The 26,590-nt window shown below is 59.7% G+C and carries 33 protein-coding genes and 2 pseudogenes; 17 read left to right on the top strand and 18 right to left on the bottom strand.

All coding sequences use genetic code 11. The annotated features are described in order from the left end of the window. The first annotated feature begins 351 nt into the window (after nucleotides 1–351). Entirely contained in the window at nucleotides 352–1,296 is a 945-nt protein-coding gene (locus OWC48_RS30015; RefSeq protein WP_282523228.1) for an AEC family transporter, read from the top strand. Nucleotides 1,297–1,316: 20 nt separating this feature from the next. On the opposite strand, the gene OWC48_RS30010 is transcribed toward OWC48_RS30015, so the two are convergent. Beyond that, the gene (locus tag OWC48_RS30010; RefSeq protein WP_282523227.1) at nucleotides 1,317–1,904 is read right to left on the bottom strand and encodes a DUF4126 domain-containing protein; all 588 of its coding nucleotides are present in this window, start codon (nucleotides 1,902–1,904) and stop codon (nucleotides 1,317–1,319) included. Between the two features lie 71 nt (nucleotides 1,905–1,975). Here OWC48_RS30010 and OWC48_RS30005 point away from each other — a divergent pair, with 71 nt between their 5' ends. Then, nucleotides 1,976–2,161: a hypothetical protein gene (locus tag OWC48_RS30005; RefSeq protein ID WP_282523226.1), complete on the top strand. Its 186-nt coding sequence runs from the start codon at nucleotides 1,976–1,978 to the stop codon at nucleotides 2,159–2,161. Between the two features lie 128 nt (nucleotides 2,162–2,289). Here OWC48_RS30005 and tenA read toward each other — a convergent pair whose 3' ends face one another. The 3 genes from tenA to OWC48_RS29990 all read right to left on the bottom strand — a co-directional run bounded on the left by tenA (nucleotide 2,290) and on the right by OWC48_RS29990 (nucleotide 5,058). Further along, complete coding sequence (gene tenA / locus OWC48_RS30000) at nucleotides 2,290–2,964, bottom strand: thiaminase II (protein WP_282523225.1); 675 nt, start codon at nucleotides 2,962–2,964, stop codon at nucleotides 2,290–2,292. A 161-nt stretch (nucleotides 2,965–3,125) separates the two neighbouring features. Continuing rightward, nucleotides 3,126–4,049: a DUF5677 domain-containing protein gene (locus OWC48_RS29995; RefSeq protein ID WP_282523224.1), complete on the bottom strand. Its 924-nt coding sequence runs from the start codon at nucleotides 4,047–4,049 to the stop codon at nucleotides 3,126–3,128. Nucleotides 4,050–4,068: 19 nt separating this feature from the next. After that, entirely contained in the window at nucleotides 4,069–5,058 is a 990-nt protein-coding gene (locus tag OWC48_RS29990) for a TIR domain-containing protein (RefSeq protein ID WP_282523223.1), read from the bottom strand. A gap of 680 nt (nucleotides 5,059–5,738) precedes the next feature. On the opposite strand from OWC48_RS29990, the gene OWC48_RS29985 reads away from it, so the two are divergent. Further along, nucleotides 5,739–6,986: an integrase arm-type DNA-binding domain-containing protein gene (locus OWC48_RS29985; protein WP_282523222.1), complete on the top strand. Its 1,248-nt coding sequence runs from the start codon at nucleotides 5,739–5,741 to the stop codon at nucleotides 6,984–6,986. A 798-nt stretch (nucleotides 6,987–7,784) separates the two neighbouring features. Here OWC48_RS29985 and OWC48_RS29980 read toward each other — a convergent pair. Continuing rightward, entirely contained in the window at nucleotides 7,785–8,366 is a 582-nt protein-coding gene (locus OWC48_RS29980; RefSeq protein WP_282523221.1) for a heme-binding protein, read from the bottom strand. Next, the gene (locus tag OWC48_RS29975; protein ID WP_282523220.1) at nucleotides 8,363–8,770 is read right to left on the bottom strand and encodes an amidase family protein; all 408 of its coding nucleotides are present in this window, start codon (nucleotides 8,768–8,770) and stop codon (nucleotides 8,363–8,365) included. The genes OWC48_RS29980 and OWC48_RS29975 overlap by 4 nt, the downstream gene beginning before the upstream one ends. A gap of 414 nt (nucleotides 8,771–9,184) precedes the next feature. Between OWC48_RS29975 and OWC48_RS29970 the strand changes: the two genes are divergently transcribed. Then, entirely contained in the window at nucleotides 9,185–9,433 is a 249-nt protein-coding gene (locus tag OWC48_RS29970; protein WP_282523219.1) for a hypothetical protein, read from the top strand. 96 nt (nucleotides 9,434–9,529) lie between these two features. Here the strand turns inward: OWC48_RS29970 and OWC48_RS29965 are convergent, their stop codons facing one another. Beyond that, nucleotides 9,530–10,021: a Phasin protein gene (locus tag OWC48_RS29965; RefSeq protein WP_282523218.1), complete on the bottom strand. Its 492-nt coding sequence runs from the start codon at nucleotides 10,019–10,021 to the stop codon at nucleotides 9,530–9,532. Between the two features lie 499 nt (nucleotides 10,022–10,520). After that, nucleotides 10,521–10,730 (bottom strand): PRC-barrel domain containing protein, encoded by a 210-nt coding sequence (locus tag OWC48_RS29960; protein WP_282523363.1) that lies wholly within the window; start codon nucleotides 10,728–10,730, stop codon nucleotides 10,521–10,523. A 307-nt stretch (nucleotides 10,731–11,037) separates the two neighbouring features. Here OWC48_RS29960 and OWC48_RS29955 point away from each other — a divergent pair, with 307 nt between their 5' ends. The 5 genes from OWC48_RS29955 (at nucleotide 11,038) to OWC48_RS29940 (ending at nucleotide 14,486) form a co-directional block, all read left to right on the top strand. Continuing rightward, entirely contained in the window at nucleotides 11,038–11,385 is a 348-nt protein-coding gene (locus tag OWC48_RS29955; RefSeq protein WP_282523217.1) for a DUF6894 family protein, read from the top strand. 252 nt (nucleotides 11,386–11,637) lie between these two features. Beyond that, entirely contained in the window at nucleotides 11,638–11,868 is a 231-nt protein-coding gene (locus OWC48_RS29950) for a DUF6894 family protein (RefSeq protein WP_282523216.1), read from the top strand. A 788-nt stretch (nucleotides 11,869–12,656) separates the two neighbouring features. Further along, nucleotides 12,657–13,133, top strand: a complete 477-nt coding sequence (locus OWC48_RS29945) for a hypothetical protein (protein ID WP_282523215.1) — start codon at nucleotides 12,657–12,659, stop codon at nucleotides 13,131–13,133. Then, nucleotides 13,043–13,315, top strand: a complete 273-nt coding sequence (locus tag OWC48_RS47220) for an isoprenylcysteine carboxylmethyltransferase family protein (RefSeq protein WP_368860678.1) — start codon at nucleotides 13,043–13,045, stop codon at nucleotides 13,313–13,315. The genes OWC48_RS29945 and OWC48_RS47220 overlap by 91 nt, the downstream gene beginning before the upstream one ends. Before the next feature lie 829 nt (nucleotides 13,316–14,144). Next, complete coding sequence (locus OWC48_RS29940; RefSeq protein ID WP_282523214.1) at nucleotides 14,145–14,486, top strand: hypothetical protein; 342 nt, start codon at nucleotides 14,145–14,147, stop codon at nucleotides 14,484–14,486. A gap of 51 nt (nucleotides 14,487–14,537) precedes the next feature. On the opposite strand, the gene OWC48_RS29935 is transcribed toward OWC48_RS29940, so the two are convergent. Both OWC48_RS29935 and OWC48_RS29930 read right to left on the bottom strand, forming a co-directional pair. Continuing rightward, nucleotides 14,538–14,927: a hypothetical protein gene (locus OWC48_RS29935; RefSeq protein ID WP_282523213.1), complete on the bottom strand. Its 390-nt coding sequence runs from the start codon at nucleotides 14,925–14,927 to the stop codon at nucleotides 14,538–14,540. Further along, nucleotides 14,924–15,334, bottom strand: coding sequence for a hypothetical protein (locus OWC48_RS29930; RefSeq protein WP_282523212.1), 411 nt, complete (start codon nucleotides 15,332–15,334; stop codon nucleotides 14,924–14,926). The genes OWC48_RS29935 and OWC48_RS29930 overlap by 4 nt, the downstream gene beginning before the upstream one ends. A 1,503-nt stretch (nucleotides 15,335–16,837) precedes the next feature. On the opposite strand from OWC48_RS29930, the gene OWC48_RS29925 reads away from it, so the two are divergent. From OWC48_RS29925 to OWC48_RS29915, 3 genes and pseudogenes are all read left to right on the top strand, one after another. After that, nucleotides 16,838–17,524, top strand: coding sequence for a helix-turn-helix domain-containing protein (locus OWC48_RS29925; protein WP_282523211.1), 687 nt, complete (start codon nucleotides 16,838–16,840; stop codon nucleotides 17,522–17,524). 1,011 nt (nucleotides 17,525–18,535) lie between these two features. Further along, nucleotides 18,536–19,110, top strand: a pseudogene (locus tag OWC48_RS29920) (IS3 family transposase); the annotation flags it as partial. 749 nt (nucleotides 19,111–19,859) lie between these two features. Then, nucleotides 19,860–20,561: a response regulator transcription factor gene (locus tag OWC48_RS29915; protein ID WP_282523210.1), complete on the top strand. Its 702-nt coding sequence runs from the start codon at nucleotides 19,860–19,862 to the stop codon at nucleotides 20,559–20,561. A gap of 183 nt (nucleotides 20,562–20,744) precedes the next feature. Here OWC48_RS29915 and OWC48_RS29910 read toward each other — a convergent pair whose 3' ends face one another. Further along, nucleotides 20,745–20,966 carry a hypothetical protein gene (locus OWC48_RS29910; protein ID WP_282523209.1) on the bottom strand — a complete coding sequence of 74 codons (222 nt, stop codon included), beginning with the start codon at nucleotides 20,964–20,966 and terminating at the stop codon, nucleotides 20,745–20,747. A 228-nt stretch (nucleotides 20,967–21,194) separates the two neighbouring features. Here OWC48_RS29910 and OWC48_RS29905 point away from each other — a divergent pair, with 228 nt between their 5' ends. After that, nucleotides 21,195–21,425 carry a DUF6894 family protein gene (locus OWC48_RS29905; protein ID WP_282523208.1) on the top strand — a complete coding sequence of 77 codons (231 nt, stop codon included), beginning with the start codon at nucleotides 21,195–21,197 and terminating at the stop codon, nucleotides 21,423–21,425. Between the two features lie 55 nt (nucleotides 21,426–21,480). Next, a complete protein-coding gene (locus OWC48_RS29900) occupies nucleotides 21,481–21,693 on the top strand; it encodes a hypothetical protein (RefSeq protein ID WP_282523207.1) in 213 nt (70 codons plus the stop codon). Nucleotides 21,694–21,841: 148 nt separating this feature from the next. On the opposite strand, the gene OWC48_RS29895 is transcribed toward OWC48_RS29900, so the two are convergent. The 3 genes from OWC48_RS29895 to OWC48_RS29885 form a co-directional block, all read right to left on the bottom strand. Further along, nucleotides 21,842–22,165, bottom strand: a complete 324-nt coding sequence (locus OWC48_RS29895; protein ID WP_282523206.1) for a hypothetical protein — start codon at nucleotides 22,163–22,165, stop codon at nucleotides 21,842–21,844. Between the two features lie 118 nt (nucleotides 22,166–22,283). Continuing rightward, nucleotides 22,284–22,502 carry a DUF6894 family protein gene (locus OWC48_RS29890; protein WP_282523205.1) on the bottom strand — a complete coding sequence of 73 codons (219 nt, stop codon included), beginning with the start codon at nucleotides 22,500–22,502 and terminating at the stop codon, nucleotides 22,284–22,286. Nucleotides 22,503–22,764: 262 nt separating this feature from the next. Beyond that, a complete protein-coding gene (locus tag OWC48_RS29885) occupies nucleotides 22,765–23,154 on the bottom strand; it encodes an NUDIX hydrolase (protein ID WP_282523204.1) in 390 nt (129 codons plus the stop codon). A 240-nt stretch (nucleotides 23,155–23,394) separates the two neighbouring features. On the opposite strand from OWC48_RS29885, the gene OWC48_RS29880 reads away from it, so the two are divergent. Next, entirely contained in the window at nucleotides 23,395–23,565 is a 171-nt protein-coding gene (locus OWC48_RS29880; RefSeq protein WP_282523203.1) for a hypothetical protein, read from the top strand. 7 nt (nucleotides 23,566–23,572) lie between these two features. Here OWC48_RS29880 and OWC48_RS29875 read toward each other — a convergent pair whose 3' ends face one another. From OWC48_RS29875 to OWC48_RS29860, 4 genes are all read right to left on the bottom strand, one after another. Then, nucleotides 23,573–23,749, bottom strand: coding sequence for a hypothetical protein (locus OWC48_RS29875; RefSeq protein ID WP_282523202.1), 177 nt, complete (start codon nucleotides 23,747–23,749; stop codon nucleotides 23,573–23,575). Continuing rightward, nucleotides 23,706–23,978, bottom strand: coding sequence for a hypothetical protein (locus tag OWC48_RS29870; protein WP_404979828.1), 273 nt, complete (start codon nucleotides 23,976–23,978; stop codon nucleotides 23,706–23,708). The genes OWC48_RS29875 and OWC48_RS29870 overlap by 44 nt, the downstream gene beginning before the upstream one ends. 59 nt (nucleotides 23,979–24,037) lie before the next feature. Beyond that, complete coding sequence (locus OWC48_RS29865; RefSeq protein WP_282523200.1) at nucleotides 24,038–24,226, bottom strand: hypothetical protein; 189 nt, start codon at nucleotides 24,224–24,226, stop codon at nucleotides 24,038–24,040. Nucleotides 24,227–25,351: 1,125 nt separating this feature from the next. After that, complete coding sequence (locus OWC48_RS29860; RefSeq protein WP_282523199.1) at nucleotides 25,352–25,549, bottom strand: hypothetical protein; 198 nt, start codon at nucleotides 25,547–25,549, stop codon at nucleotides 25,352–25,354. Between the two features lie 136 nt (nucleotides 25,550–25,685). On the opposite strand from OWC48_RS29860, the gene OWC48_RS29855 reads away from it, so the two are divergent. Both OWC48_RS29855 and OWC48_RS29850 read left to right on the top strand, forming a co-directional pair. Beyond that, nucleotides 25,686–26,012 carry a hypothetical protein gene (locus tag OWC48_RS29855; protein WP_282523198.1) on the top strand — a complete coding sequence of 109 codons (327 nt, stop codon included), beginning with the start codon at nucleotides 25,686–25,688 and terminating at the stop codon, nucleotides 26,010–26,012. A 2-nt stretch (nucleotides 26,013–26,014) separates the two neighbouring features. Next, a pseudogene (locus OWC48_RS29850) lies at nucleotides 26,015–26,590 on the top strand (DNA ligase); the annotation flags it as partial.

The following is a 26,590-nucleotide window of genomic DNA, read 5'->3' as shown; positions in this document are numbered from 1 at the left end:
GCGCCCCAGTATTCCAGAGACGCCAAACGTTCCACGAGAGGCCGCGGCGTACTGGATCCCCCGCTTTCGCGGGGGATGACAGTTGCGGGTGGGGAAGGGCTCCGCGCTACACCGCTTTCCCCTTTGTCGATACTGGCCAGATCGGCCCTCAACCCGAGCCCCCACCGCCCCCTTCCAACAAAAAATGCGAAAACAACCCCATGCACAGTAGGCCGGGTCTTGATATCCCTCGCAAAATCCACCTCTACGGATTTTTCGAAATCGTTTTGACTCGTCGGGCAAAACAGGGGCATAATGGCACGATCGAGGATGTGGGGTGGTCGTGTGATGTCCCCGTGAGATGAGGGGCGCATGGCCACAGTGTTGATTGTCGCGCCGGTGTTCGCCCTGATCGCGGCCGGCTATGCGTCGGTGCTGTTTCGCTTCGTCTCCGAGACCGCGCACAAGGGCATCTCCGAATTCGCCTTCAGCATCGCGATCCCGGCGCTGCTGTTCCGAACCATCGTCGTGTCGGAATTCCCCGATGTCAGCCCCTGGCGGATGTGGGGCGCCTATTACGGCGCGCTCGCCATCACCTGGATCGCGGCGCTGGCGATCTCGGCATGCTTGCGCGAACGGCGCGAGGACCGCGAGGACGGCGTCGTGTTCGCGATCGGCTCGGTCTACGGCAACATCGTGATGCTCGGCATTCCGCTCGTGCTCTCGGCGCTCGGCAACGAGGCCGCGGGCCCGATGTCGCTGATCCTGTCGGTGAACACGCCGCTGCTCTGGCTCTGCGGCATCCTGCAGATGGAGCTCGTCAGCCGCAAGCGGACAGGCTCGGTCCTGTCGGTCATCCGCCCCGTGCTCGCGGATCTCGCGCGCAATCCGCTGATGCTGGCGATCGGTTTTGGCGTGATCTGGCGTTTTACGGGACTCGGCCTCAACCCCGTCGTCGACCGCACCATCGAGCTGCTCGCGCAGGCGGGATCGCCGGCGGCGCTGATCGCGCTCGGCATCAACCTGTTTCGGTTCGAGGTGAAGGGCGAGATGTTGAGCGTCGTGGTGATGAGCGCGCTGAAGCTGCTGGCGATGCCGGCGGCGGCGTTCGTGCTGGCCAAGTTGCTCGGTTTGCCTCCGGTCGCAGCCGGCGTCATCGTGCTGTTCGCGGCGATGCCGACAGGCGCCAACGCCTACATCTTCGCGGCGCAGTATCAGCGGCTGGTGAACCCGGTGTCAGGCGCGGTGGCGCTGGGGACGCTGCTGGCGGCGGTGACGTTGCCGGTCGTGGTGATGGTGGTGGCGGGGGCGAGGTAGCCGCACGAGCGGTCACGCGGTCATCCCGGTTGATCCGTGCGAGGAGCTGACCTCCGCAAGCGCAGGATCAAACGTATCGCCAGCCAGAGCATCAGAACGACGAGCACGAAGGCGGCAACCGGCGCAGCCAGGGCAAGAAGCGATACGAGGAGTGCACCTCCCAATTCGGCGGTCGCGACGGTCGAGTTGCCGAGGCCAGCCGTCAGGACCGTCGATTTGGCCCGCACGGCCGCGGTGACGCCATGCACGATGCCGGCCGCGCCGCCACCCGCGACGATGGCAGCCGTCCATTTCATCATCGGTGGAAGATCTGCCATGGTCGCCGCCGACAGGATGGCTCCGGCGATCACGGCGACCGGCGCGGCGATGACATCGAGCAAATTGTCCACGCCGGGAATGAAATACGCACCCACCTCCAGGAGGGCGGCCACGCCTAGCATCAGCATTGCAGCAGGTGTTCCAAGCCACGCGAAACCGTCGCCCAAAGGAAGCGAACCCGAATAAGCGGCCACGCTGGCAACCAGCATCGGCAGGAACACCCGGACGCCCGTTGCGGCCGCAAGACCGACACCGAGCGCAATCGACAACGCGAGATCGGAGTTCGACATGAGATCCCCAACGATTGTTGCGCTCGAATTTCCTCGGGAAGGCTAGGCGCGATGCGGCCGAGGTCATTGGGATGAGAACGGCCATCGACGCAGATTGCAATGCGCAATCAGGCTACATCGCGGAGGATGAGCAAACCAAGCCAGAAATGTTGACGCAGCCGATCACTCCGCGCATTTCTTCCGCTTCGAGATCAAAGACGAGCAGCACCGCAGTGATGGGCGCGCTCAAGCTTCTGGCGACGCCCGGTGGGCTTTGATTAGCGCTGCGGATTGGGGCCGCCCAGTGAGACCGATCGTAACGGAAGCTCGGCCCGACAGATCGAGGTGCATGATCACCCTGATTTACATGCCCGTCAGGCTATGAGCCTGACGATTGCCCAAAGGATTATTCAACACGCTGACCCGCGCGCCAGGCCATCTCCCAGAAGTCTGCCTCGAGCCGGGTGGCTTCCTTGAAGATCGCAATCAGCTCGGCCTCGCGGGCCGGCGTGGCGTAGAGATCGGCGAGATGCTCCAAGTGCGCCCGCGCTTTGGCAGCGACCTCCTGGTACGGCACGCTGGCGTACTCGGCGATCCAGACGCGATAGGCGTTCGCCGCAGCGTCGGCATCGGGTCGCGAGGCGAGCCGCGTTGCGATCTCAGCGTACCCGATCACGCAGGGAGCAAGCGCCACCTTGAGTGCCAGCAGATCGCCGCGCATTCCCGCGTCGAGCACGTAACGTGTATAGGCCAGCATCTCGACTGCCGGAGGGGTTTGTTCAAGATCGGTCGGGGATAGACCCCAATCGGCACAGAGCTTTACATGCAGGTTCATCTCGACATCGAGGATGGCCGAAAGGCCGGCCGCGGCTTCACGCATGTCGGCAAGCCTGGGCGACTTGTAGACCGCGAGCGCGTAGGCGCGAGCAAACTCGATGAGGAACAGGTAGTCCTGAACGAGGTAGTGACGAAACGCCGCTTCGGGGAGCGAGCCGTCTGCCAATCCGTTCGTGAAGGGATGTTCGGTGTAGGCCCGCCACTCAACGGATGCTTCTGTCTTGAGACGCTCGAAGAAACTCACGATCTTTTCCGCCTGGCTTGTTTTTCCACGAACATCTTTGGCTCGCTACCGATATCGCATTGCGACTCGCGGTACTACGGTGACAACGCACAAAACCGGCTTTGAGCGTTGCGGATAGGGCCCTCCCCGCGCCGAAAGTTTGGTGCACTGTCACCGCAACTCTAGAGAGCACCTGACCTCACAAGATAAGCCTCATGCGCCTTCATCGCCTCCAAGATACGACTTGATAGTTCACCGAATCTCTCGTCGATAAACTCAAGTGGCCCCTCCCCCAAATGTCTGAAGTAGTCCCGCACGGCTTCTGTAGCGAGATGAGCGATAGTCTGCGCGATTTGAGGCCTTGGATTGCGCCATTCAAAGCTTGGAGCGAAGGTTCCTTCGTCGTGATCCGTGTCTAACTGAAATTCGAGGAGGTCCATCCAATTGCCATGAACCGACGCGGATGGGCCGCGGAACGCGCCAAGATAGCTCTCTCCCAGCCCAACAGCTTCGGCTCGTTCAAATATATTCTTATCAGCCCACTCCTTGGGACGAGATGCCGAAGCGTCCTCAATACGCACACCAGAAGCGTTCGCTACCTTTGCAATCGAATTGAGCATTCTGGTTTCGACAGGAAGAATTTTGCCTTCGCGAGCTGCAATGCGCTCTTCGATCTTATCCTGAAGCCTTCGCTCGTTCCGCATCGAATAAGCAACGTAGGAATGGAAGACGGTTGGGTCACCCGCATGTTTTAGCAGGAACCGCAAATTGACGATGCATTCAAACGTGAGACGACCAATAATGAATGTTATCTCTCGCCGACGTTGGCAGATCTGATCCAAGAGCGCCGAAATAAGCTTGTAGAGGCGCACGACGTGGCCACCGAGAACAGCTTCATTTCGGCTCCAACGTCCTCCATGTGGCAATAGGTTAGCTGCCACGCAGATGAACGAACCGACTTCAATGAGGAGTTCAACTGAAAGACCATTAAAGTCGTCCTCAGATGTGAATGTGTTGGTGCGGCTAGCGGAGACGTCTGTGGTCCGGATGCTATCGAACGCAGCAATGAATGCTCCGGCGTTGTCGTTAGGGTCATCGCTAGGCACGCTTGTGCGCCCCGATCATCTAAAGCCCCACTTTAGTAGGCAGTGGTAGCGTCTTCATCTCGCGCATGGCTTCAAGGAGCTGCATCGTGGCATCCGCGTCGAGGGTGTCACCCTTATATCGGACCTCGAAGAGACCCTGCAGGTTCGAAGGTAGCTTCACGCCGTCGCGCACCAACAGGACGAAGCGGCGACCATAGAAGGCCATGGCAGCGCCGATCTCGATGAGGACGTTCGGGTTGATGATGACGTGCTCGTTGCTGTCATCGTCTTTAAGTATCCGCTCTGCATCGACGTGGATGATCGCGGCACCGGACATGCGCATATCGTCCATCACCTTATCCGGCACTGGTTTGGAGACGGAGGTGCGTTCTACCGACACGATAGGCTCAAGCTCGCCATACTCCAACATGCGCTTGATGGGATCGACAAAAGTCTTGTCCTTGCCGTGGGTGACGAACACCTTCCGCCTTCGTGCATCGTCGGCCACCGCCGCAACCATAGTTGCGTTGTGCGAAACGTCGCTGTTGGGCGTCGTGAGAGGGGCAAGGGTGGAAAGCGAAGGTGGCAACACCGCCGTTGGTGGCGCCGGTGCAGCTGGCTCTGCTGGCTCATCTTGTTGTTGGGGCCCAGCATCATCAAGCGCGCCCGGCTGTTCCTGGTTCGCTGGTGTAGCTATTGCTACGTCGCCAAGAAAAACATAGGTCTTGTCCTTGCCAACCTGTAGGAAACCAGCTGCGTTTGCACTTTCCTGCAGGCGGTCGAGCACTTCGGTGCACTTCTCTCGAGGGACACCAAGCTCTTCCAGCACGTTAACGGCAATGTCTGCGCGCGGGAACGCGTGCTTATCATACCTCTCAAGGAATTCCTTGAAGACGCGTGGGCGAAGGACCGCCTCGCGCCGAGCTGCGGCGTCTTGCTCTTCGGATGTCGGACGCAGGATGCTTCTCGCGAGAGGCGTCAAGGAAATGGTTTGGGCCTGAGCACCACCCTCAATAAGCCCGAAAGCCATGCTAGCTCCCGATAGCACTCGCAATTGCGAACCGCCTGGATCGACCTTGAGGGCTAGTGCGACCTGTAGTGGGGCCGTGGCCCTTCCACCGAAGTTCTCGTCAATTGCTTTCGGAATGCGGAGCGCGTCAGCAAGAGACGCATTCGGAACGTCCGTTTGCTTAAGGTAGGATCGCTTGGGTGCGGTCTTCGTTGTCTTCGCGGCATTCTTTTTCGTTGTCTTCGCGCGAGGCATGCGGGTCCCCCTATCTACCCATGGTCGCATGCCATCAGAAAAGAACGCAAGCGGAGTGGCCGACTACACACAAGTGTCTTGGTAGTCGCGGCTTGTAAAAATCCTAAATGGTCGATTGAGCGGTGGACGGGCTTTCGCGGCCATTGGCAGAGGTGAGCAATACTCACCTCTCCCATTCCTGGGAAATGAGACCAGCCAAAATTTGATGATCAGGGGCTTTGCGGCTTTACGGGCTAAGTCATTATCACCGCTGGTACAGTTGGGTGGGCTCGAACCACCGACCTCCTGTTCCACAGACACAGCAAAGCCTCCGCCGATAATACGCCACCCCCGCCTTTCCTACGAAAAATCTAGCATTTTCAACCAATAAGGTCGCCGGGCGTCGCCTTACCTGCGCTGCAATTTGCGCTATGGTGGTAGCTACGTGGTAGCTACAGAGGCGATCAATGGCGGTCTCGAGTATAACGATTCGCGCGGTACAAGCGCTCAAGCCGGGCGAGACTATCTGGGACGCAGACCACCGCGAAGCGGTGCGGGGCTTTGGCGTTCGGCGTCAACGTGACCAAGCGACCTACGTCCTCAAGTACCGCGTGTTCGGCCGGCAGCGCTTCGTCACCATCGGTCCTCATGGCGCCCCCTGGACACCCGAGCTCGCGCGCAGAGAGGCCAAGCGGCTGTTGGGCCTGGTTGCCGATGGCAAGGACCCGGCAGACGAGAAAGCCAAGGCGCGCCTGCAGGCGGCCGACACCCTCCGGGTGATCGCGGATCAGTATCTCCAGAACGCCGAACAAAGGCTGAAGCCCCGGACCTTTTCTGAAATTGAACGCTACTTGTTGGTCAGTTGGAAGCCCTTGCATCCGGTCTCGGTCTTCCAGATCAACCGACGCCATATCTCGGCTCGTATTGCTGACATCGCTTCAGGTCATGGGACCGTCTCGGCAGCCCGCGCCCGTACAGCCCTGTCCTCAATGTTCAACTGGGCAATACGGGAAGGCCTCGACATTCCCGCGAACCCGGTTCTCGGCACTAATCGACCCGCGCAGCCGGGAAGCCGCGAACGGGTCCTCACCGAGACAGAGTTATCAGCCATCTGGCGGGCCTGCGGTGATGATGATTACGGACGCATCGTACGTTTGTTGCTGCTCACAGCCCAACGCCGTGATGAGGTAGGCAGTATGCAATGGACCGAACTTGATAGGAGTTCGGGGCAGTGGACGCTGCCGGGTGCCCGGACCAAGAATCATCGCGAACACTTGGTCCCGTTGGCTCCCGCTGCCTTGGCCCTGCTCCCTTCACGCCGAGAAGGCCGAGACTTTCTCTTTGGTGAGGGACCCCGACGCGGCGGTGACCTGCATCGTGGGTTCTCCGGCTGGTCAAAGTCGAAGGTCGCGCTTGATGTACGCATCGCGGAGGCCCTAGGCGAGCCCCTGGCCCATTGGACGATTCACGATCTTCGGAGATCGGCATCCACGGTGATGGCCGACCGGCTTGGCGTTTTGCCGCACATCGTGGAAGCCATCCTAAACCACGTCAGCGGCCACCGCGCCGGCGTTGCTTGCGTATATAACCGAGCACGGTACGCAGCCGAAATGCGCGAGGCTCTAGAGCGCTGGGCAGAGCACGTTACGGCCTTGCCAGCCTCAAAGCCGGCGCATGTTGACACCGTGATAGCGGCGCCGCCATCTCTCAACTGAGTGTCCCACATGGGGTTGGCGATGCCCGCTTTTAGTTAAAGGGTGCTGGCCCGCGAGCGGGCTTCAAGTCCAAAAGAGCACATCCCTTCTCCACACCAGCACGTGGCAGGTTTAAATGGGGGGAGGCGCAACCACCGAGACCGACATTCCGTTCGGGTGGCAATCTGACCGAGGGCGTTCCCTGCGTCCCGAACGCAGTGAGTATCTTCTAAGTCATTGACTTTCTTGATACGGCAGCCCCATCGGTCGCGTTCTGTTCACGATCATTTCGCCCAATTCGTTGCGATTTCATTGCGGCATCCCTCGACGAGAACGACGCCTCACGACGGAATGGAGATCGCCTTTAATGAGCGAACTGGGACTGAATCTCGTTCGCCGGCCGGGCGGCGCATTTCCCACCTGCCCTCGAGGTCTTGACTTCAGCCCACGAACTAGACTGAGCGGTCTCCGAATGGCGGATTCAGAGTCAGTTCGATTATTCACGAAGCGCATATGGAAAACAGCTTGGCCGCCGTTTCCAAATGAGAGCGCTCTGAAGCAGTGATCGACTGAGGAACGCAGTCTCGTTAAAACTCGCTTGGCCATGGCTCGCGGTAGCACGCATGCAAACGCCTTGACGTAAGCACCCTAAAATCCTGACCATGCAGCTGATTAAGAGTCCGCCGCCGGCTAAAAGAAATCGATGACTTACCGGTCGCTCGTTGGGGCTTGTCCGGCAAAAAATGGGCATTCGTCGCAGGACCATTGTGCCCGGACGTGGCTGTCTGAATTTATCGACCGCGACTGAGTTCCCCGAGGTCAAAAGCTCAAGTTGGAACAAGCGCAAGCCGAAGCGCTCCGCCTTCGTTTGGCGCCCGGCTGTCCGCCGTGCGCAAACCGTCCGCTGGCTTCAGACCCCCGGCCGAGGCGTCGTACCGCTGATCGTCCCGGTATCTTCCGCGCCCATCGGCTTAAAATCGACGTACATGTCGGCTCCCGCGATCGCGGCCGCACCGGCCCGGGCGACAGCGAGATCCTGCGTGCCAGACCCGGAGCCCGCCGCCACGGCCCCGAGATGAAGCCGTCGGCGCGGATTGGGAGACCACCGATCAGATTGGTCCAGCGGTTTTCATGCGCGAGGGTGACCTGGATTTCCACGTCGGCGTGAGCGCCGCCGGTCGGCGAACCCGACAGCGCCGACGTCCGCGCCTTGTTGATGGACGAGGTCACGCTTACTCCCTTTGAGCCGTCCATCCGCCCGAACGCCAGCAGATTGCCGCCGGTATCGACCACGGCGATGCACATCGGCTGGCTGATGCGGGTCGCCTCGCCGATGGCCGCGTTGAGCACCTTGAGCGCGCCTTCGAGCGTCAGCGTCCGTGCTTCCTTGATGTCGGTCATGCCAGCTCCTCGGACTGTCCAATCGAGAATTCCCGCGCCAGGCTGCGCGCTGCTCCGACCAGCGCCGCATCGCCGCCGCGCCAGCCGATCAGGGACAGCCCAATCGGAACAGAGCCGGATGTCGCGACGGGCAGGTTGACCTGCGGAAGGCCCGTCAGGCCCGCGATACCGGTCAGGTCGACAATGCGGTGCACCGCCGCGCGGATGTCCGATAGTCGCACGTCGCGGCCGATCGGCAGGATGGGCGAGGTCGGCAGGCACAGCATGCGGTGCCCGTCCAGCAAATCGTCAAGTCGCTTCGAAGCGAATTCGCGGAAAGTTCTGGCGGCCGCGATGTCGCTTGATGGAATGCGGCCTTCGTCGGCAAACGCGCCGGCGACCTCCGACGAGAAGCGCGGGTTCACGCGATCAATCCAATCCCGAAACGTGGCGTGGAATTCGCATCTCTGCAGGATGCGCGATTGCGACCACGACGGGCAGACAAACGGCAACTCCCCCAGCAGGCCGAGAAAGACCGCTCGGACGCGAGGTTTTCTTCACATGCGCGAAGCGCCAGCCTGCACACCCATCGGACATCTCCGTTTGGCCCCCAGCAGCAGCGGTCTGATTTTCAACGTAAGCGATCCCCCGCTATGACCAATTCGGGTGTTCCCTAGAACAAGGTGTGAAGGAACCCTCGGTCACGGGACCAAGTCAGGCTCACGCTGGTCCGCACGATTGTTGCCGTCGTGAGAAGCCACGTGACTTTGATTGGACACCTCGCACACCGCGGTGGTCGATGAGATGCGAAGCTGGTTCGCGTTCGAGGATATCGCCGCATGTGGAATTGGATGATGCTGGGCCTAGAAAGCAATCGCGTGATGGGGCTGCGGATTGCGAAGCTGATGCGCGGCGGCAAAGCGGCCCAACGTGAAGCCCAGCGCATGGTGAGTGAAAAAGTGCTGGCGGCGGCGAAGGCCAGCACCAGCCTAATGGCGGGCGCTTCCGGCGACAAGATTGTTGAGCAATATCGAAGAAAGGTGGCGGCAAACGCCAAACGGCTCAGTCGCAAGCGAAAATCGCGCTGAATTCGGCAAGAGCGGCTTGCCCTAGCCGCTCTCTCCGTTGAACAAGTCCGCCCACCGCGTTTGTGTCCATCCTTTGCCGCAGCGGGTACGCGGTTATCATCCCGGCAGAGCCGTGAGCTCTCGGGGCGGGTTGATGCGCCAGAACGGATATGCCGCCAGTTCTTTCGAATGCTGCCCGAACATATCGAACCGTCTGGTTGTAAACTCCGTAATGACGCCGAAAAACTCAGTTGGTGACCTGATCGTCGCAAGTCTGAGGCCGAATTCAAAAGCGAATTGCGCGTTGGCCCCGGCAATCTCAAGAAGCTTCGCTTGATACGCCGGCATATTTGCCGTCGCTAAAGCAAAGCCTTGCATTGGATCGTTGCCCGTCATTCTCTGACTGAGGTTATCGGGTAAGGCATCCACCCGAGGCTCTTTAGGATCACCATGAAGCCCAAGAGGCGGTTCAATCGGGACTGCCGCAACAGAGCGAAGTAAATCCTCTTTCTGGCTTCGAACAATGGCCTGCTTGTTCCCTTGGGCCCGCGCGGCCAATTTCGGATTGCGGGCGCGCTTCAGCGCTGTCGCCGGTTTGCGTTTGCTCATCTGACGCTCCAAGAAAATGGGGTGCGACCACAACGGTCATTTCTGAAAGAACAACAGGCTTTGTGAAGTGGCGTTCCAAACCCGTGCGTGCTCCGCGCGTTGAGCTCTCCGAAGACCGTTTTATCGCCGACGTTATCATCACGGACGTCAAGCTGCCCGGAGGCATCGACGGATGGCTGATCGCCGAACGTTGCCGAGACCGGAATCGCGTCGGTTTAAGCAGTGGCGTGCTGTCTGTGAATGGCGGCTCAGGGTCAAAAGCGGCGGTCGAGGCAAGGGTGGCACCAAGTCAGGTTCGCCGTCGATAGTCGACATCACGATATTCAGCATTGAGGACGCGCTCGCTGCGCCCCCAGCTTGGGTTCGATGCGGGGCGCGAAATCGTCCCCCACAGGAGCGCCGAGCGAATGGGTTCGGCATCCCTGCGACGGTGCCCTCGTGATCTTAGCCCCTCGTCCGAGGTCGCCTTGGCCAATTGCCTTCCCGTAAAGGGATTTCGTCACTTCTGCACGAGCTTGATGGTTGAGATGGGCCATCTTCCGGGATGGCCAGCGATAGAAAGTCGCAAACCGTGGGCTTCGTCTAAGTGTACACCCTCGACAGTCCCGGCCTTGCCGTCCGTGATCACGACTGCCTTCCCGATTAATTCCGCCTCGGCCTTATGATACTTCCGCAGGATATCGGCGGCTTGCGATTTAGCTCCGGGCATCGCCTCAGGCATCTCGTTCTTCGGTGCAAACTGCAAACGGGGGGAATTGAGCTACGTTCCTCTATAAAGGCGACGTAGCGATGTGCTGCGTTTCGGCGACTGAGGGCCTGCTAGAAGTAGCAACTCCCAAGCAGCGTATCGGGAAAGTCTGGCAACCCCAGCCCAAATGCCAAATCTCAAAACGCCAAACCTCGTCGGCGGAGCAGAACAAACGGCGTAACAACCGGCCTCTGCACCCTACCGTGCAAACAATCGGACATCGGGAAAAATAGGACCCCCCGCTTGCTTATCCGGTTCTTCCCACCTCATGCCCACCATCTATTTCGACATTCCGGGTGACGCCGACACCATCATCGACGACGAGGGCATCGAATTGCCGAACATCTCAATGGCACCAGAGATGGTCTTGGAATTGCTGGGTCAGGCAATGGCGCGCCGTGGCACTGGGGGCGTGACCAGGTGGAATTGCGAGATCAGAATGGCCCTTTTCTGCGTGTGTCAGCCGCTATTTTCATCGAGGACCTGCAGCGCAAGTTTCGATGATCACCACCTGAACGGGGACATGGATCAATGGGCCATTTTTTGCGTGACTTTGCAGCAGATATTCCTCTGCTGTTTCCGGGACGGGACGATTTGCTTAGTAAGACTGAGCTAACCTCACCGGTCAGCGACAGTCGGTGGACCGGCTATTTGTTAGTTGCCTTCTTCTGCGTCGGCGGAGCGGCCTCGGTTGTCTGGATCGGTGCCATCGGATGGTTCAGTTGGCGCCTGATCAACTGGTTCTGTTCGTAAAGGCAGGACGGTATTGGACCAAAGTGGTTGCCTCGGAGCGGCGGTGGTGTTGCTGGCGATTGGCCCTTCGCACTGGCTGTTGTGGAACGGGGCTGGCTCTGCAGGATTCTGACGCATGCCGCGCTATTTCTTCCACGTCACCCACGAACGCCGCGAACTCGACCTCGAAGGCGCGGAGCTGCCTGACGAGCACACCGCTTGGAATGAGGCCACGGTAAGGGCTGGGCAGATACTCAAAGGCCTCGATGGGAAATTAACGCCTGACCGCGAATGGCGGATGGAAGTCGTGGACGAGTCCCGAATCACGCTCTATGTCCTGCGTATTAAGGCCGAGAAGCGAAAGTAAGCCTTGGCTCAGTTGGCGGCTTCATCGGGCTGTCGATGCTGGGGGACATGCGCGTGCGCCGCAAGATGCGAAGTGAACGAGCGCGATGAAAGGGCGATCTTCCGACCCCATGACTCAGTCGCGCGGGTCGCCAGTGCCGCCGTTGATTTAAATCATGAGCGACTCGCCGGGTATCCCAAGTAGCCTACCGGATCGACCAGAGCATTATTGCTTGTACCCGCAGCAGACATTGGCCCGAATTCGGGATGTCCGCATTCCGGCCTACTCCGTTTCCACGCTCCCACGCCGCGCAGGGGCCCTCTCGGTCCCCGGCACCCTTACGTATTCATCCTGAGATGACTGACGACCCTACTCTTACTAACTCGCTATCCATTTCCTCAAAAAACCACGGGGCGTGGTGATGGATAAATTAGCGCAAACCCAGCGCTTGCGAGAATACGCCACTGAATTGCGGCGAGCGGCCGAAGGTATTTCTGAGGAACATACGCGGAATGCTTTCTTCGAATTGGCTCGGTCCTATGACGAGTTAGCCGAAGCGGAAGAGGCAGCAAGAGCGACGCCATTGCCCCGGTAAGAAGAGGAAGCGCGCTCCGATAAAGCCGCTTCGGACGGCACGCCGACATCTGCCGCACTTTGGTCCGACGCACGCGCAGATCTCAAAGGGCAATTCGCGTCGTGCGCGACTGGCGAGATTAGCAGGCGCGGTTCATGACCTCTGTGGATTGCGCCGAGCGTACGGCGGGTCTAGGGCGTGGCACTTCGCTTCTTTGAAATGGTATAGTAGCGGAATGCCCGTCTCGGCTTACCTCAAGGCAGGCTTGTTCGTGGTCGCTGCAGCCGCCGCATTGTTCGCAGCAGCTGGCACGGTGGCCATCCCGAGCTTTTGGGCGTATCTCGCAATCTTCTCCGTCGTCATGATCGTTTCGTTCGCGGCGCTCGATCCGGACCTTCTGCGCGAACGCATGCGGCCTGGCGGCAGGAAGCCGCCGCTCGCGTTGAGGGTCTTCTCGCTGGTTCTGTTCATGCATTGGATCGTTGCCGGGCTCGACCGTGGCCGTTTCCATTGGAGCGACAACGTGCCCGACTGGCTGCAAGGCGTTTGCCTGTTCACGGTCGGAGCCGGCTACGCCTTGGCACTATGGGCTATGCGCGTTAACCGTTTTTCTCCTCGGTCATTCGCATCCAGACCGACCGCGGCCAGCACGTCGTCACAACGGGACCTTACGCCTTTGTCCGCCATCCCGGATACACGGCCGGAACTCTGATTATAGTGGCAAGCGGACCCGCACTCGGATCGTGGCTGGCGGCCGCGCTCGTTGTGATCTTCAGCCTGCCGTTTCTGCTCCATCGCACCATCACGGAGGACCGAATTCTTCGCGTGGAGCTCGCGGGCTATTCGGATTACGCCGCGCGGGTCCGTTGGCGGCTCGTCCCGGGCGTTTGGTGAGAGACAAACCCGGCTTACTGAGCGGGTCCTTTGGCGCGTGCGGAAAAAGCGGGTGGGTACGCGCGACAACGCGCTGTGGTTCTTTTACTAGACACCAAGACGCTCGAAGCGGCGCATACGCATGGCAAACATGCCCGTCCCGGCCGACCACTCCGCATCTTCTCGCAGCCCCCGACCCGACCATGCGCTCGTTCGAGGTCGGAGCTACCGACCCTGGCGCCGCGCCGAAGCCGCTCGGCAAATTCAAGCCAGTAAGTGCGCCCGAGCGGGAACTGCACAAGAAGTGTCGCATTTCTTCTCCATACTCCACTAGGCCAGCGGAAGGGGGCACGAGTGATTTCTGTCGAACAGTGCAGAGCCTACGCTGCGGAATACAAGACCCGCGCAACTAATCCTAAAAATTCAGGTCGTCAATCTGCTGTGTTGACAAGTATCTTCACGCAGCTGGACAGCGCTGGCGCACCAACTGGAGCACCTTACGGAGATTGAGAAATCGGACCGAAGCTAGGCACTCCTGTCCGTATATGAGGACAGAGCGCTGATAGGTTTCCCCTCTACCCACATCGGCACCGGCAGGCCGGTCTCAAATCGCCGTCGCGCGCTTTCATGAGCCCAGCCACACCTTGGGCCGCTGCTCACACTGGAAGAAGATCAAGAACAAAGAACCATCCGACCTACACACGGGTGGCCGATCAGTTCAAGTCGTCATAGACACATCCACGGCGATGTTCTCCGGGGGCGGACCACCAAATGTTCAATTGTGTACCAAAGTGAACGCACTAACCTGCGCCTACGGGTCTACAGTTCGTGGTTGAAGGGGAGGCGTCACATGAGCATCCGATCACTGTACTGCTTCGCGTTCTTCAGTATTGTGGCCGCGTGTCCTCTCGGTGTTGTCGTTGCCCAAAACCTCCCTCCGGAACTTGAGGCCTGCCGCACAACTGGACTCATCGCGCTGAAAGAACGCAGTCCCGCGATAAAAGATATCTCGTTTGACGTTGATGGAATGACGATTGCAAAGGCCAATACAAAAGTCGAGGACACGATCATTCGCACCATCGTGATCGGGGATGCCTATCTTGAAAAAGGTAAGAACGACACCCGTCGGACTTTTCTTTGCCTGATCGGCGAAAAAGGCAAAGTGCTCCTCACATTCTTTACGGACAAATGAGAGCCATCGCCTCACCGGAAGCGATCAGAACCAGCAGCGCGATCAGCGCCCTCAATTGGACCTCCCGAACGTCTTGTCGGTCTTCAGCATGAACAGACCCTCGTTGCGGTCATCATCGTAGAACCCGATCCAGTAGTATTCCCGGCGGTCAGGCGGTCTCTCGCCGACGCAGACGAACGTCGCGCGATACTCGACATCGGCCCGCGTCGTCGGCCATTGCGGCCTCAGCCCGACAAGTCTGCACCCAGCCTCTCCAGCCTCGTGGTGAAACCCGCGCGCGGTGATCTGGATGCCTTCCTCATCCTTCCCGCAGTGCTTCATCATGTGCGGCTCGCCGCACCATCGGCCGTGGAACATCGAAGGCATGTCGGCGGCGTCGGCGGCGTTCGCGGCGAGCAGCAGCAGGCCGCCCAGCAGGATTGTCCTCACTCGTGTGGTCATTGCGTCAATTCTCCGCGAGGCGTAAACGAGCCGTGCTGCCGGAAATGTATTCGACGTTGCTGGAGAGATGCCGCAAACGATCCGGGGCGCGGGGCGGCTGTGAGGTCAGTCGAAACTGATCGACAAAGCCTGTGAGCCCGGCTGCGCCAAGCGTCCCGTTCCTTCTTCATGCCTGACAATTCGTTGCGGAGCAGCTTGATAATTTGGCGCTGGGTGTCGATCTCCGCCTGTAGCAGAGCCATTTCTGCCCGTTCCCAGCCCGCAGCGTCTTGCCCTACTGACTCGCCGGGGGCATGTTCCTCGGCCGCTCCAAAGGCGTACACGCGGTGCAGCAGCAACTCGGCGGTGTCGATCTGGCCGATGTTCAAATCGCGGGATACCGGGGCAGCTTCCTTCAGCCTCGACATGGTGGACCTCGTTTTAGGTCGCCCCCATTGCAACCTCCCAGATCCGGCTTAACCATTCGTTAGCTCTGGACCAGTGGCAGCAGCGCAGATGATCTTTGATCCTGATGCGCCGACTGTTCCGACAAGAGACATGCGGGTGGTTTCGCGGGGCAAAATTTCTATGTGACGCCTCGATAGCCCGGCCAGCTCGCCCACCGCTCTGCTGCATCGGCGATCTCTTCGGCGAATTGATCTGCAATCGCGCAAGGAGCCGGGCTCTCTGCTCTGACATTGCTTTTGCGGTACCGCCGAGCCGCCTCGCGATCTCCGCGTCAGTCTTCCCGGCAGCCAAAGCGCCGCAATAATCGCTTCTCACGCCGACTGAGCAGGTCGCGAGCATTGAGCCAAACAATTGGCGCAAGGACCGCACCTCGCCGCCTAGGCCTGCACGAGATCGCGCAGCACCTACTTGGTCCCAGTAAGGCTCTTTGCGCGCCGTCCGCTTTGCCCGCTGCGAGGACGGCCGCTCCAGAAACGGGTTCCTAGTTGACGGAACCCTCACCCTTGATCACGATGGTGCTGCTGGCGATGTACTCCAGCACTCCGCAACGTCGCGACTATCCAAAGGCCCCGCTTAGCGGGGCCTTTTTTCGTTCTGTGGTCGCTCGCTAGGAACGTCCGCTGGGTGCAAGCCCTTCCCAAGCCCACACAAGAGGCATTCGACCGTCAACTTGCCCTAGCGCGTCCAGTGACACGGCGCTGGGGCGCTCCTCACCACTTAGGACACCCGCAATCTCCCGTGTTGCTCCCTCTTTGAAGACCGGGAATAACCGGCAATGCGCGCTGATTCGGCCGCGCGGAACGGCCTCAGCATCCGGTGCCAGCCCCGGCGATGTGCGAGGCCGTTTCGTTGTGCGCGGGCGCCTTGCCTTGAATGCCGCTCCGCAGCCCGCGCCTGAGTTCAGTCCGTATATGAGGACAGAGCGCTGACAGGTCTCCCCTGTGCCCACTTCAGCACCGGCAGGCCGGTCTTAAATCGCCGTCGCGCGCTCTCATGAGCCCTCCAGCACGTTGCGCACAGGGTCAGCGGAGGATGGGTGCCGGGGTAGGTCCTGACCTCACTTGCGGAGTAGCGGCACTTGTCACTGTCGCAATCGGGATTTTTGTTCGGATTGTTCACATTGGCCTCGGGCGAATGCGAGTGCACGCTCGGGTGACTGGCAAAACGGCCTCACAGCGCGCTGTTGCCGGACAGTGCGCTGTGAGGCCAGTCACGACGGGTCGCCCTCGTGGGGGGCTCGGGAAAACTCGGCAATCGGCCGGTCGTCCTAAACGAGGGGCACTTCTCAAACGAGGCGCTCGGCCCGCTGCCGTCAGCCGAAGCCCAGCGGATTCAGCTCGACCGCGATCCCGGGCTTCTCAAACGGCGCAGCAATTCGGATATGCCCTTTGGTACAATGACGATAGGGATAGGCGTGAACTAGGCTCTAAAATCAATAGAGCAGTGCATGTGTGGAGGGCCCAATGTTTGTGCGCACTTCAACCGATGGGACTTATCAGCCAACCACGCTCGGTGATCTCGGTATATCGAGCAGTTCGAACCAGCTCGTTTGCCTGAGCGAGTTCACCTACAAAAAAGGCACTGAAATCTTCGGCGAGGGAGAGCCTGCCGAGTACATATACCAGATCAAGCTTGGAGCCGCTCGGAGCTACAAAATGCTCAATGATGGGCGGCGACAGATAGGCGCATTTCATCTCTCTGGGGACATCTTTGGATTGGTGAACGGTGATTTCCACCGGTTCACAGCAGAAGCCGTAGTTCAGACCACCGTTCGGCTCTTGATGCGTCGAAGGCTTGACGAGGCTGCTCAGAGCGACAGCGTCCTCGCGCGAGAGCTACTCAGCCTAACCACGAAAAATCTGCAACACGCTGAAGATCACATGCTTCTTCTGGGTCGCAAGGATGCCGTCGAACGGGTTGCGGCATTCTTAGTAGAAATGGATCAGCGAAGCACCGCTACCGCCGTGATGGCGTTGCCAATGACGCGCCGTGATATTGCGGACTACCTTGGGCTGACCATTGAAACGGTTTCCCGCGCATTGTCGCGACTGCGCCGGGCGGGCGTACTCGAGTTCACCGACGTCAACCAGCGCGAAATCAACATTCTAGACCGCAAACAACTGCACGCATTTGATCTTCAAAGTCATTGAGCGACTCGCTTGCGCCGCACCAAATGACGCGATGGGCCACATGCTGACATTCAATGTACGGAGTGGTGCCTCCAAGTGAGGCGGTCCCGTCGATTTCGCGGAGCTTGCGTTCCGGTCGTTCGATCTCCGCGCGTAAGCATTCGGCCTGTTCCCGTCCGCCGCAACTTCGTACGGCATTCCAGAAGTTTCATCTCAAGTTCTTGCGTTCGTTGTGGTGGGCACGACGCCGATCAACTGGCCATTGGGCTTAGGACGGACAGCACCTTCAATTCATTTTGCGCCGAAGCTTCTTGATGATCTCCCGCAGACTTTCCATGTATTCCTCGACGACCCGTCGTGCCTCCTCACGGCGCGTAGGGTCGGGAGGTGTCTCCCTGTTTGGACCTTGTTCGTCGGTTGGAGTCATGGCACGACACTTCGACCGGTGCCGATTGGGCCATTGATCTAAATCAAATCAACCTTTTTCTTCACCGATGGTGATCTGTTGCCAGTCATATTCTTATGCGTCGCCGGAACGGCCTCGGTTGTCTGGATCGGCGCCATCGGATGGATGAGTTGGCGCCTGATCAACTGGTTTTGCTCGTAAGCCTAACGATACAAATCAAGCGTGATGTTTCTGGGATCGCTCATCATCATCGCGCTGTGTTTCTTTTACCAGACAACCAGGACGCGCAAGGCGAAGCGCGCTTGTGCGTGGCAAAAAGCGGATGCCGGTCCCGGCGACTACTCCGCATATTGCGACGGGCCGCTTGGCTTTTGCCGCGCATTTTGGGGCGGGGTACCCCCGAATTTAATGTGGCGACCTATCATTTGAGAGCGCGCGGACGCACCGAAAGCAGAAAGTGGATTCGGCGTGCTCAGGCCCGCGCGCTCGCGGCCCCGGCGTCCCGCCTCCCTCAACCCGCTCACGGCGTTGGGGCCGTCGCGCGCTAACAACGCCGCAGGGCGGACTGAGCTGCTGCCGGTTTGATGGACACCGAGATTAGGTGTTTCATGAAGCCGGAGGTGGCGATGAAAAGACGGAAGTTCAGCCGCGAGTTCAAGGTCGAGGCGGTCAAGCTGGTGCGGGAACGTGGGGTATCGGTGGCGCAAGCCGGCCGTGACCTGGATATTCATGAGAATGTTCTCCGCAAATGGGTGAAGGAGTTGGGCTCCGACCCGGCGCAAGCCTTTCCCGGCCACGGGCAGATGAAGCCGGAGCAGCAGGAGATTGAGCGGCTGCGCCGTGAGGTCGCCAAGCTGAAGGCCGAGCGGGATATCCTAAAAAAGGCCGCAGCCTACTTCGCGAAGGAAGCGACATGAAGTTCGCCTTCGTCGCGAAGCACCGGACGATCTGGCCGGTGGCATGGCTATGCGATGCGCTGGGAGTGTCGCGGTCGGGCTTCCATGCCTGGCTGAACCGCTCTCCCAGCGCCAGATCCCGCAGCGACGAGGAGCTCGGCGGCAAGGTCAAGGCCAGCTTCGCCGCCAGCGACCGCACCTATGGCGCACGCCGGGTGTGGCGTGACCTGCTCGCCGACGGGGCGGATTGCGGCCTGCACCGGATTGAGCGGCTGATGCGCCTGCAAGGCTTGCGGGCGCGGCCGGCGCAAACTTGAGCTGGGAAAAATAATGCTTCCGCAACGTTAGTGGCGTGACGAAAAGCGCGGCCGCGATCCGAGGCGGCGACCAGCCGAGCGCGACTAAGAGGCTGACACGATTCCGGTTTTGCTGCGTCGGCACATGTTGCGGCCGACCGCGCTCGCCCCAATTGGGCGGCACGGGATCACCGAACAGGTCGAAAACTTCAGTCATAACGAAAAAAACCTGCGAATGAGAGAGGGGCCGGTCTCAGGCGCAGTCTGGCGACTTTTGACCCACCCTACCCCTTGAGTTCGACGTCGATCGGCGTCACTAGGCGCTCGAGCGCGATCGCGATGCGCTCGACGTTGTGCGGGACATGGGTAAGCATCCGGCAAAGGCGGCCCTGGCTTCGTCATCACTGACGTTCTCATCCGTCGCCTTGACGATCGCCGCCTCGACCCCTGGCGCGAGCGCCTGACCAGGGATTTGGCGAGCTTTCCGGGGTCGAAATCAGGGGTCGGGTGCATCGGCTTTCTCGGGTCAGGTGGTTGCAAGAGAGGTCTTTTTTCGGGTAAACGGGGGTCAGGTTAAGGGGCGAAACGGGGCGAATTTGCCGCGCTTTGTGGAACTTGGTCACACTTCAGCCCAGCTTGCATTGCTCGGCGACAAGGTTCGACCGCCGACTTCGGCACCCATGTATGCGGCACATCAGTGGATTGCTCGCCGTTTCAAGCCACGACCCAACCAAACGGAAAGCAGAAAGCAGAGGCTCATGCCCACAATCGCTTTGGTCGACGATGACAACAACATTCTCACATCCGTCTCGATCGCGCTGGAGACGGAAGGCTACCGCATCATGACTTACACCGACGGCGCGTCCGCGCTCGACGGCTTCCGCACCACCCAGCCCGATCTTGCCATTCTCGACATCAAGATGCCGCGCATGGACGGCATGGAAACGCTACGCCGTCTCAGGCAGAAATCCGACCTGCCGGTGATCTTCCTGACCTCCAAGGACGAAGAGATCGACGAACTGTTCGGTCTCAAGATGGGCGCCGACGACTTCATCCGCAAACCGTTCTCGCAGCGCCTGCTGGTCGAGCGCGTCAGAGCCGTGCTGCGCCGCTCGGCGCCGAAGGACCCGACCGTCGCGCCGAAGGAGGACGGTGCCAAGGCGCTCGACCGCGGCCTGCTGCGCTTGGACCCCGAACGGCACACCTGCACCTGGAAGAACGAGCCGGTGACGCTGACGGTCACCGAATTCCTGATCCTCCAGGCGCTGGCGACCCGGCCCGGCGTGGTGAAGAGCCGCAACGCGCTGATGGACGCCGCCTATGACGACCAGGTCTATGTCGACGACCGCACCATCGACAGCCACATCAAGCGGCTGCGCAAGAAGTTCAAGGTGGTCGACAAAGAGTTCGAGATGATCGAGACGCTCTATGGCGTCGGCTACCGCTTCAAGGAAGCCTGAGGCTCACGCGCCTTCACGAAAGACTGAGAGCATCGCCGTGGAGCTGGCGGAGCGGCCCCGGCCTACCCCCTTGATCCCCTGCAGTCGGGGCCGTCTCTCCGCAGTAGCGTATGCGTTCCTCGCCCTCGATCGTGCCGGCCGATCGGATGCCGGGGCCCCAAGCAGGGTGACCAGCAGATTCTTTCAAGCCATGTACAGGCGTAGCCTGCTGCCTGTTTTACCATTGAGGGTGGGCGGAGCTTCGCCCTTGTTCAGCTTTTCAGCCACAACCTCTGCCGTTGAATGAGAGAGTCCGGTTAAAGGTTTCCCGTCCGGCGTGACTGCGGGCTGATCTGTCGAAGTGTCAAGCACAGTGAATCCGCCGCTCTTGGGACGCGCGTACTGAACGACAAAGCGGCTTGCCATGAGGATCGCCTCTCCTTCATGGTTGTAAACATACACGGGCGAAGGTCGATGACTAACAGGCGGCGGCGCCACCAAGGCGGCCTTAATTCATCTTTCGTCGCAACTTCCTGACTATTTCGCGGAAGTACTCCTTAATAACCGGAGCGCCTCGTCCGACTGCGACGGCATAGCTTCGTTACCCTGGCTTGCTTGGTGGAACGCACCCCCGCCGATCAGCATTACTAGCGAATGCCGAGGTACTTCTTCCACGTAACGCACGAACGCCATGAGATCGATCAGGAGGGGCAAGAACTCCCCGACAAGCATGCTGCTTGGAAGGAAGCCACGGGAACGGCGGGGCAGATACTCCAGGACCTCGACGGGAAGCTTGCGCCCGGCCGGCAATGGCGCATGGACGTGACGGACGAGTTCCAGAACCCGCTATATGTTCTACACATCCAAGCTGAAAAGCCGAAGTAGAGCCGCCTCGGTGGCGCCTATTTCATTCAATCGCGGGCAGCGGGCGAGTTAGAGGATGCAAGAGGTTCATTTGCTTCGTGTCATTATCGATAGCGGCGAACGTCAGATTGGGCTTGCGGCGACCGATCGCGACAGGGCTGTCGAAGAAGTGCTCGACGCCATTCCCGAGGGCTGGACCGTTAGTTTGATAGAACGTGAGCTATCGGCCGAGCAGGCAGCATCATTGAACATGAAACCGGGAGAAGTCCGGCAGCATAAACTGTCCTAATCGTCGATGGCTGATAGCACAGGACGCGCGACCGGCAGCGGATGATGCCGCACCGCCGGTGGCTGAGGCGGTAGAGATAAGCCGCCGCCTCACAAGGTCGGCGGGTTTCTCTTGCGTTGCAAGCTAGCCATCGTCCGCCGACGCGCCGCTAGCTCGCTAGTTGAGCGCGCGCCTGTTTGACATTGCGTGAGACGACGCGATCGTAGGTCGATAAAGCGGCATCGGTCGCCAACTCAACCATTTCTCGATAAGCAGCGTCGTTCGTTTGAGTGAAGCTTTCGCGGATTGCTCTGGCAAGCTGTTCGTCTGATACGGCGCCCCCCGGGGCCGCTCGTCCGGTGAGTCGGCTATACAGATTCAAGCGATACACGTCGGCGGCGATTTGCCAGGCCCAATCCTCCAGTCTTAGTTGTTGAGCCACCCGGCCGACCCCTCTACGCGCAGAAAAATTGGGGTAGTCGACGCTGGGCATAGAAAAAACTAACTCCGGTTAGAAAAAAATCTGCCCTACAAATTCAGGTGGAAGCCGCCGCTCGAGGCGCTAAAGACCCGGGCCCGCCGATTCACGCTGGCGGGCCCGATCAGCCCTGTCACAAGATAACATCCAGCGGAATGGTGCACACGGCTCTGCCATCATCATCACTGACGAAGATCGAATAACGAAGGCCGACCAGCTCCGGGCGAGTTTCGCGCAGTGACCGAGCAAGCCTGATTGCCTCTATCTGTGCGTCCGTTTCGCTTGGCAGGTCATGCACTCCAAAATCCGAGACAAAGTGGGAATTGATGAGCTTGAACGAAAACAGCGGCATGGAACATGATGTCCAACGGATGCCAAAGCAAAGCCCCCGCCCACCGTTAGGGAGCGGGGGCTCGCGGATGGATGGCGCGAGGCTCGCGCGAACGAGGTGTCGCACCAAGGACCCGCACGAACTATGAACGCCCTTGCGCGCCGATCGTTGAGCACAAATGTTGTGCAGAGTGCGCAAAAAGAAGCCCGCCGGTACGGCCTACTCCAGAACGTTATTGGATGCGGCCGTCTGCCTCTATCTGCTCCTAGCCTCGGCCAGTAATTCACCGTTTCGATTTTTTAGGAAATAGCCGGTCTCGAATAAAGCGTGATGTTGGCGTCAGCCGCACTCCACGGGGCTTTTGCCACACGGCGCGGTCGATTTCCTTCTTGTCGCCGATTACTAGTTTCCCTTTGGCATTTCTCGCGATGAAGATCGCGTCGCTCATCTTGCGACCGGAGCGCTTATTCCTGGTCTTCACTTCCTTCCACAGGCTGATCCCGCCGAGCTTCAGCTTGGGCAGTTCCTCCTTAATCTCCCGCCGCAGGCAGTCCTTCTCGGACTCGCGCGAACGCTTACGGCCGCCCGGGAACATCCACAGGCCGTCCGACCGGCGCCTCACCAAAAGTACTTTGCCACGTTTGGCTGCAACGAGCTTAGCTGCCTTTGCCATTTCAGCTGATGAGCCTCGATGAAGAATCGTCAGCGATTATAGTCATTTGTTCCAAACGGTGCCTACGATACCCCATGCCGCCGGTCGCCCCCGCGGCGTTCCAGTTGAAGTCCAGGGACGTCTGCATCACGCCCGCCGCAGGCGGAGCCCACGGCGCCACGATCGGACTGCCCAGTACCGCGCGGTCGGTCGCCCTAAATCGAAACTAAACGGCTGTTCCAGCATACCTAAGGAAAGGTGATGGAATTGGTGGGTGCCGTGCAGTCCAAGAACGAGCGCGTTGAGCTGGAAATGCGGATCCTCCGCTATCGGCAAATAGCCCGGCGCTTTGCTCACGATCCAGAGACGGCCGAGCGCATCAAAGACCTAGTTCGGGAACTGGAAAACAAGCTTCGCGAGATCGACGAGTAAGGCCGCCTCAGTCGGCGGCCTCTCGTTTCCCGGTGGCGGACCCTAACACCTCGTACTCGAAGGCCACCCCTTCGGGGTCGTTCTCATCAAGCCAATCCTTGGCGGCGACTTCGGTCGCAAAGACCTTGAGATGCTCGACGTCACCGATCTGTTTCGCCGTGTTCACGTAGACAAAGACGCTCATTGATCCTCTTCAGCTTGCGCCGGCCCCAATGCGGTTCTTTGCCCTTCGGATTGAACTCCAGGACATAGTGCCGGTTCAACGCGCGCATGATGCCGATCCGGGCGAACATCGTCGGGCCGCCACCTTCCGCCATCAGGATTAGTGCCTGCATCGCGGCCTGCCATTCGGGCGCGGCGTGCTCCTTCTTCGGCAGCGACGCGATATACTCGCCGGCATCGAGCAGCGTCACCAGTACGCGATCGCCGATCCAGATCAGACCCTCAAAACGTCGACCCCAGCCTCGTTCGATCATTCCTTCCGCTTCAGCTCAGGTCCCGCGGTAATGGCGTGTTCAACCTCGTCGGCCAGAATGGTCAGATGCTCGGCCAGCTTTGTGAACAGGGCTCGCTTCTTGGGTTCAGTTGCCAGATCGCGGATCAGGGCGCACTCGGCAGCATCCGTGCGGAGCTTTTCCAACTGAGCCTGCATGTCTTTCATTGCAGCTACTCCGTTCCCGCCGATGGAACCTATAACCAATGTACGGAAGCGAACAGTGCTGATTGCCGATTTTTCCTAGGCTTCCGACGCTTGGCCTTCCCCAAGGTTAAAGCATCTCCAACGGCCCCGGTCCCCACCTCAAAAGCCCCCATGCCCGGGGCCGTCTTACCGCGGAACGCAGGCCACTGCACGTCGTGGGTGTGGAAAAGCTAAGGCGCGTCGATCACTCAGAGAGCGCCTGGCGACGCCTATGTCGGAAGGCATACATCCCCGATTGCCGATTCTTCCTAGACCTCAGTAAACCTCGGCGACCCCATTACCGCCAAGGCTTCCAACGGCTCTGGCATCTAGTTGTGCTGGGGCCGTTTTCGCGACCTGTAACAACGCGCGCGAGCTACTTCGGTCGTGGTGGGGACAACGCCCGCCGTTTCACACTGGCGGGCCACCTGCACCAATGAATCGACCCCAGGCCGGGGACAGCATCTAACGGCCAAAGGTCCGGATGGTTTTGGCGGATACGGTGTTATCTAGATTGATGCTTGAGATGATCCTGATCACGCTGAGTACAGGCCTCGTCTTGATCGCGGCTATCGTCGCAATCTTCGAGGGCGTGGCTGAGGTGGAGCTTCGGCGGCGATTGCGCGAGTACCTCGGTTGACGACCTCTTCGCCCCGCCCGTCCAAGCTGGCGGCCTGTTCTCGGTTGCCCGAAACGTTCTCACAGCGCTTTTGGTACTGGCCTGTTTCCGACCTCAGTGGCCTAGTTTGCCTTAAACCTCGGCTTTCTGCGGCTCGGTAGATTGGTCTAATATGGGGTATGCCGATCGATCCTAACGACTATTACATCGCCACTTCTCGCACGAGTAGCAGTCCCGAACGGTGGGGTTGGGAGATATGCCGGAACAGCCAACCGTTGGGCATTAAAATGACCTCAGACGGTTTCCAGTCCGACACTGCCGCTCAATTTGCAGGAAAGAAGGCGCTGGCCGATTTTCTTTCTGAACTCGAAAAGGAAGACAGGCGTCTGCCGAGAAAGTAAGGCCGCCTCACCTGGCGACCTTAGCCGAAGACCGAGCCGAGCGATAACGCCGATCGCCAACCATAGCGGGCTCGCTTGGCGGTTTTCTTAGCTTTCTTTTCGACCCGCACGCCTTTGAATTTTGTCGCGGCTTTCTTCGCTGTTTTCGGCTTCTTCACAGCCATGAACTCGCCGGACGTCCTGTCGCGTTTGGTATCGCCGGTAGCGCCGCCGATTGTCGATCTGCGAGCGTTTCTTCACCGCGCCCTTGCGCGCGTTGTCGCCAGTCGGTTTATTGACTGCCATGTTTCCTCCGCCGGTTGCCTCTCGTTATAAAAGGCGCGGCTAAACGAGCGGTTCCGACCCAGGAACGAATCGGCGCATATCAAATTTAATCCCGGTTCCGTTGCGTGAGTTGCTTATGCCTCGATTCCGATGGCTTTTGTCGATCGCCCCGAACAGCGACGAGACTATCTACCTGGTCGCAGACAACTCCGGCCGCAATGGCAGCACGTGGTGCAAAGCAGACTTGGAGAGGGCGGTAGAAACCGTCATCCAGGATCTGCTTGCCAGAAAATATCGCCAGCCGATCCGGGTAGTCGCCTTCAACACGGCAGAGCGTTGGTCCGAAGACGTTTCCGAAGACATTGCGCGTGAGATCCAGCATCGCTGTAACCTGCAGCTGAGCGACGTCCCTTCGCACCTGCAGGAGTTCGTCGATCGCTACGCTGCCCAGGACAGCCGGCAGTACAGCTTGCGCCTGGTGTAGCGATGGCCTTACAGCGAAAAAAGCCCGAAACGCTGGGCATCAAGGCGCCCTTCCCCGGCTTCATCGAGCCGGCCCTGGCAACCTCGATCGACCGCGTGCCGTCCGGCGAACGCTGAATTCACGAGATCAAGTTTGACGGCTATCGCGTCCAGGTGCATCTCGCCACAAAGCCGTCACCGTATTCACCCGCCGTGGGCACGACTGGACCAAACGTTTCAAGAAGGTCGCCGACGACGCCTGGCACATCAAGGCGAGCTCGGCCATCATCGACGGCGAGGTCGTGGTGCCGGCCGCCGATGGCAGCACCGATTTCTCCGTCTTGCAGAACGAGCTAAAGGGCAACTCGAACAAGATCGTGCTCGTCGCATTCGACCTGCTCTACCTCAACGGCCGCGATCTACGGAAAGTCCCCCTGCTCCAGCGCAAGGCCGCGCTGAAGAAGATCATCGCCGGCAGCGACGTCCAATTTAGCGAAAGCTTCGAGATCGACGGCCGCGAAATGTTCACGCACGCTTGCAAGGTTGGGCTCGAGGCGTCGTGTCGAAGGCGCGCGACAGAGTCTATAGCAGCGGCAGGGG

The organism is Bradyrhizobium sp. Arg816, assembly GCF_029989365.1.
Classification (GTDB): Bacteria; Pseudomonadota; Alphaproteobacteria; order Rhizobiales; family Xanthobacteraceae; genus Bradyrhizobium.
The sequence above is the reverse complement of the archived record's forward strand: the minus strand, read 5'-3'. Positions and strand labels throughout refer to the sequence as shown.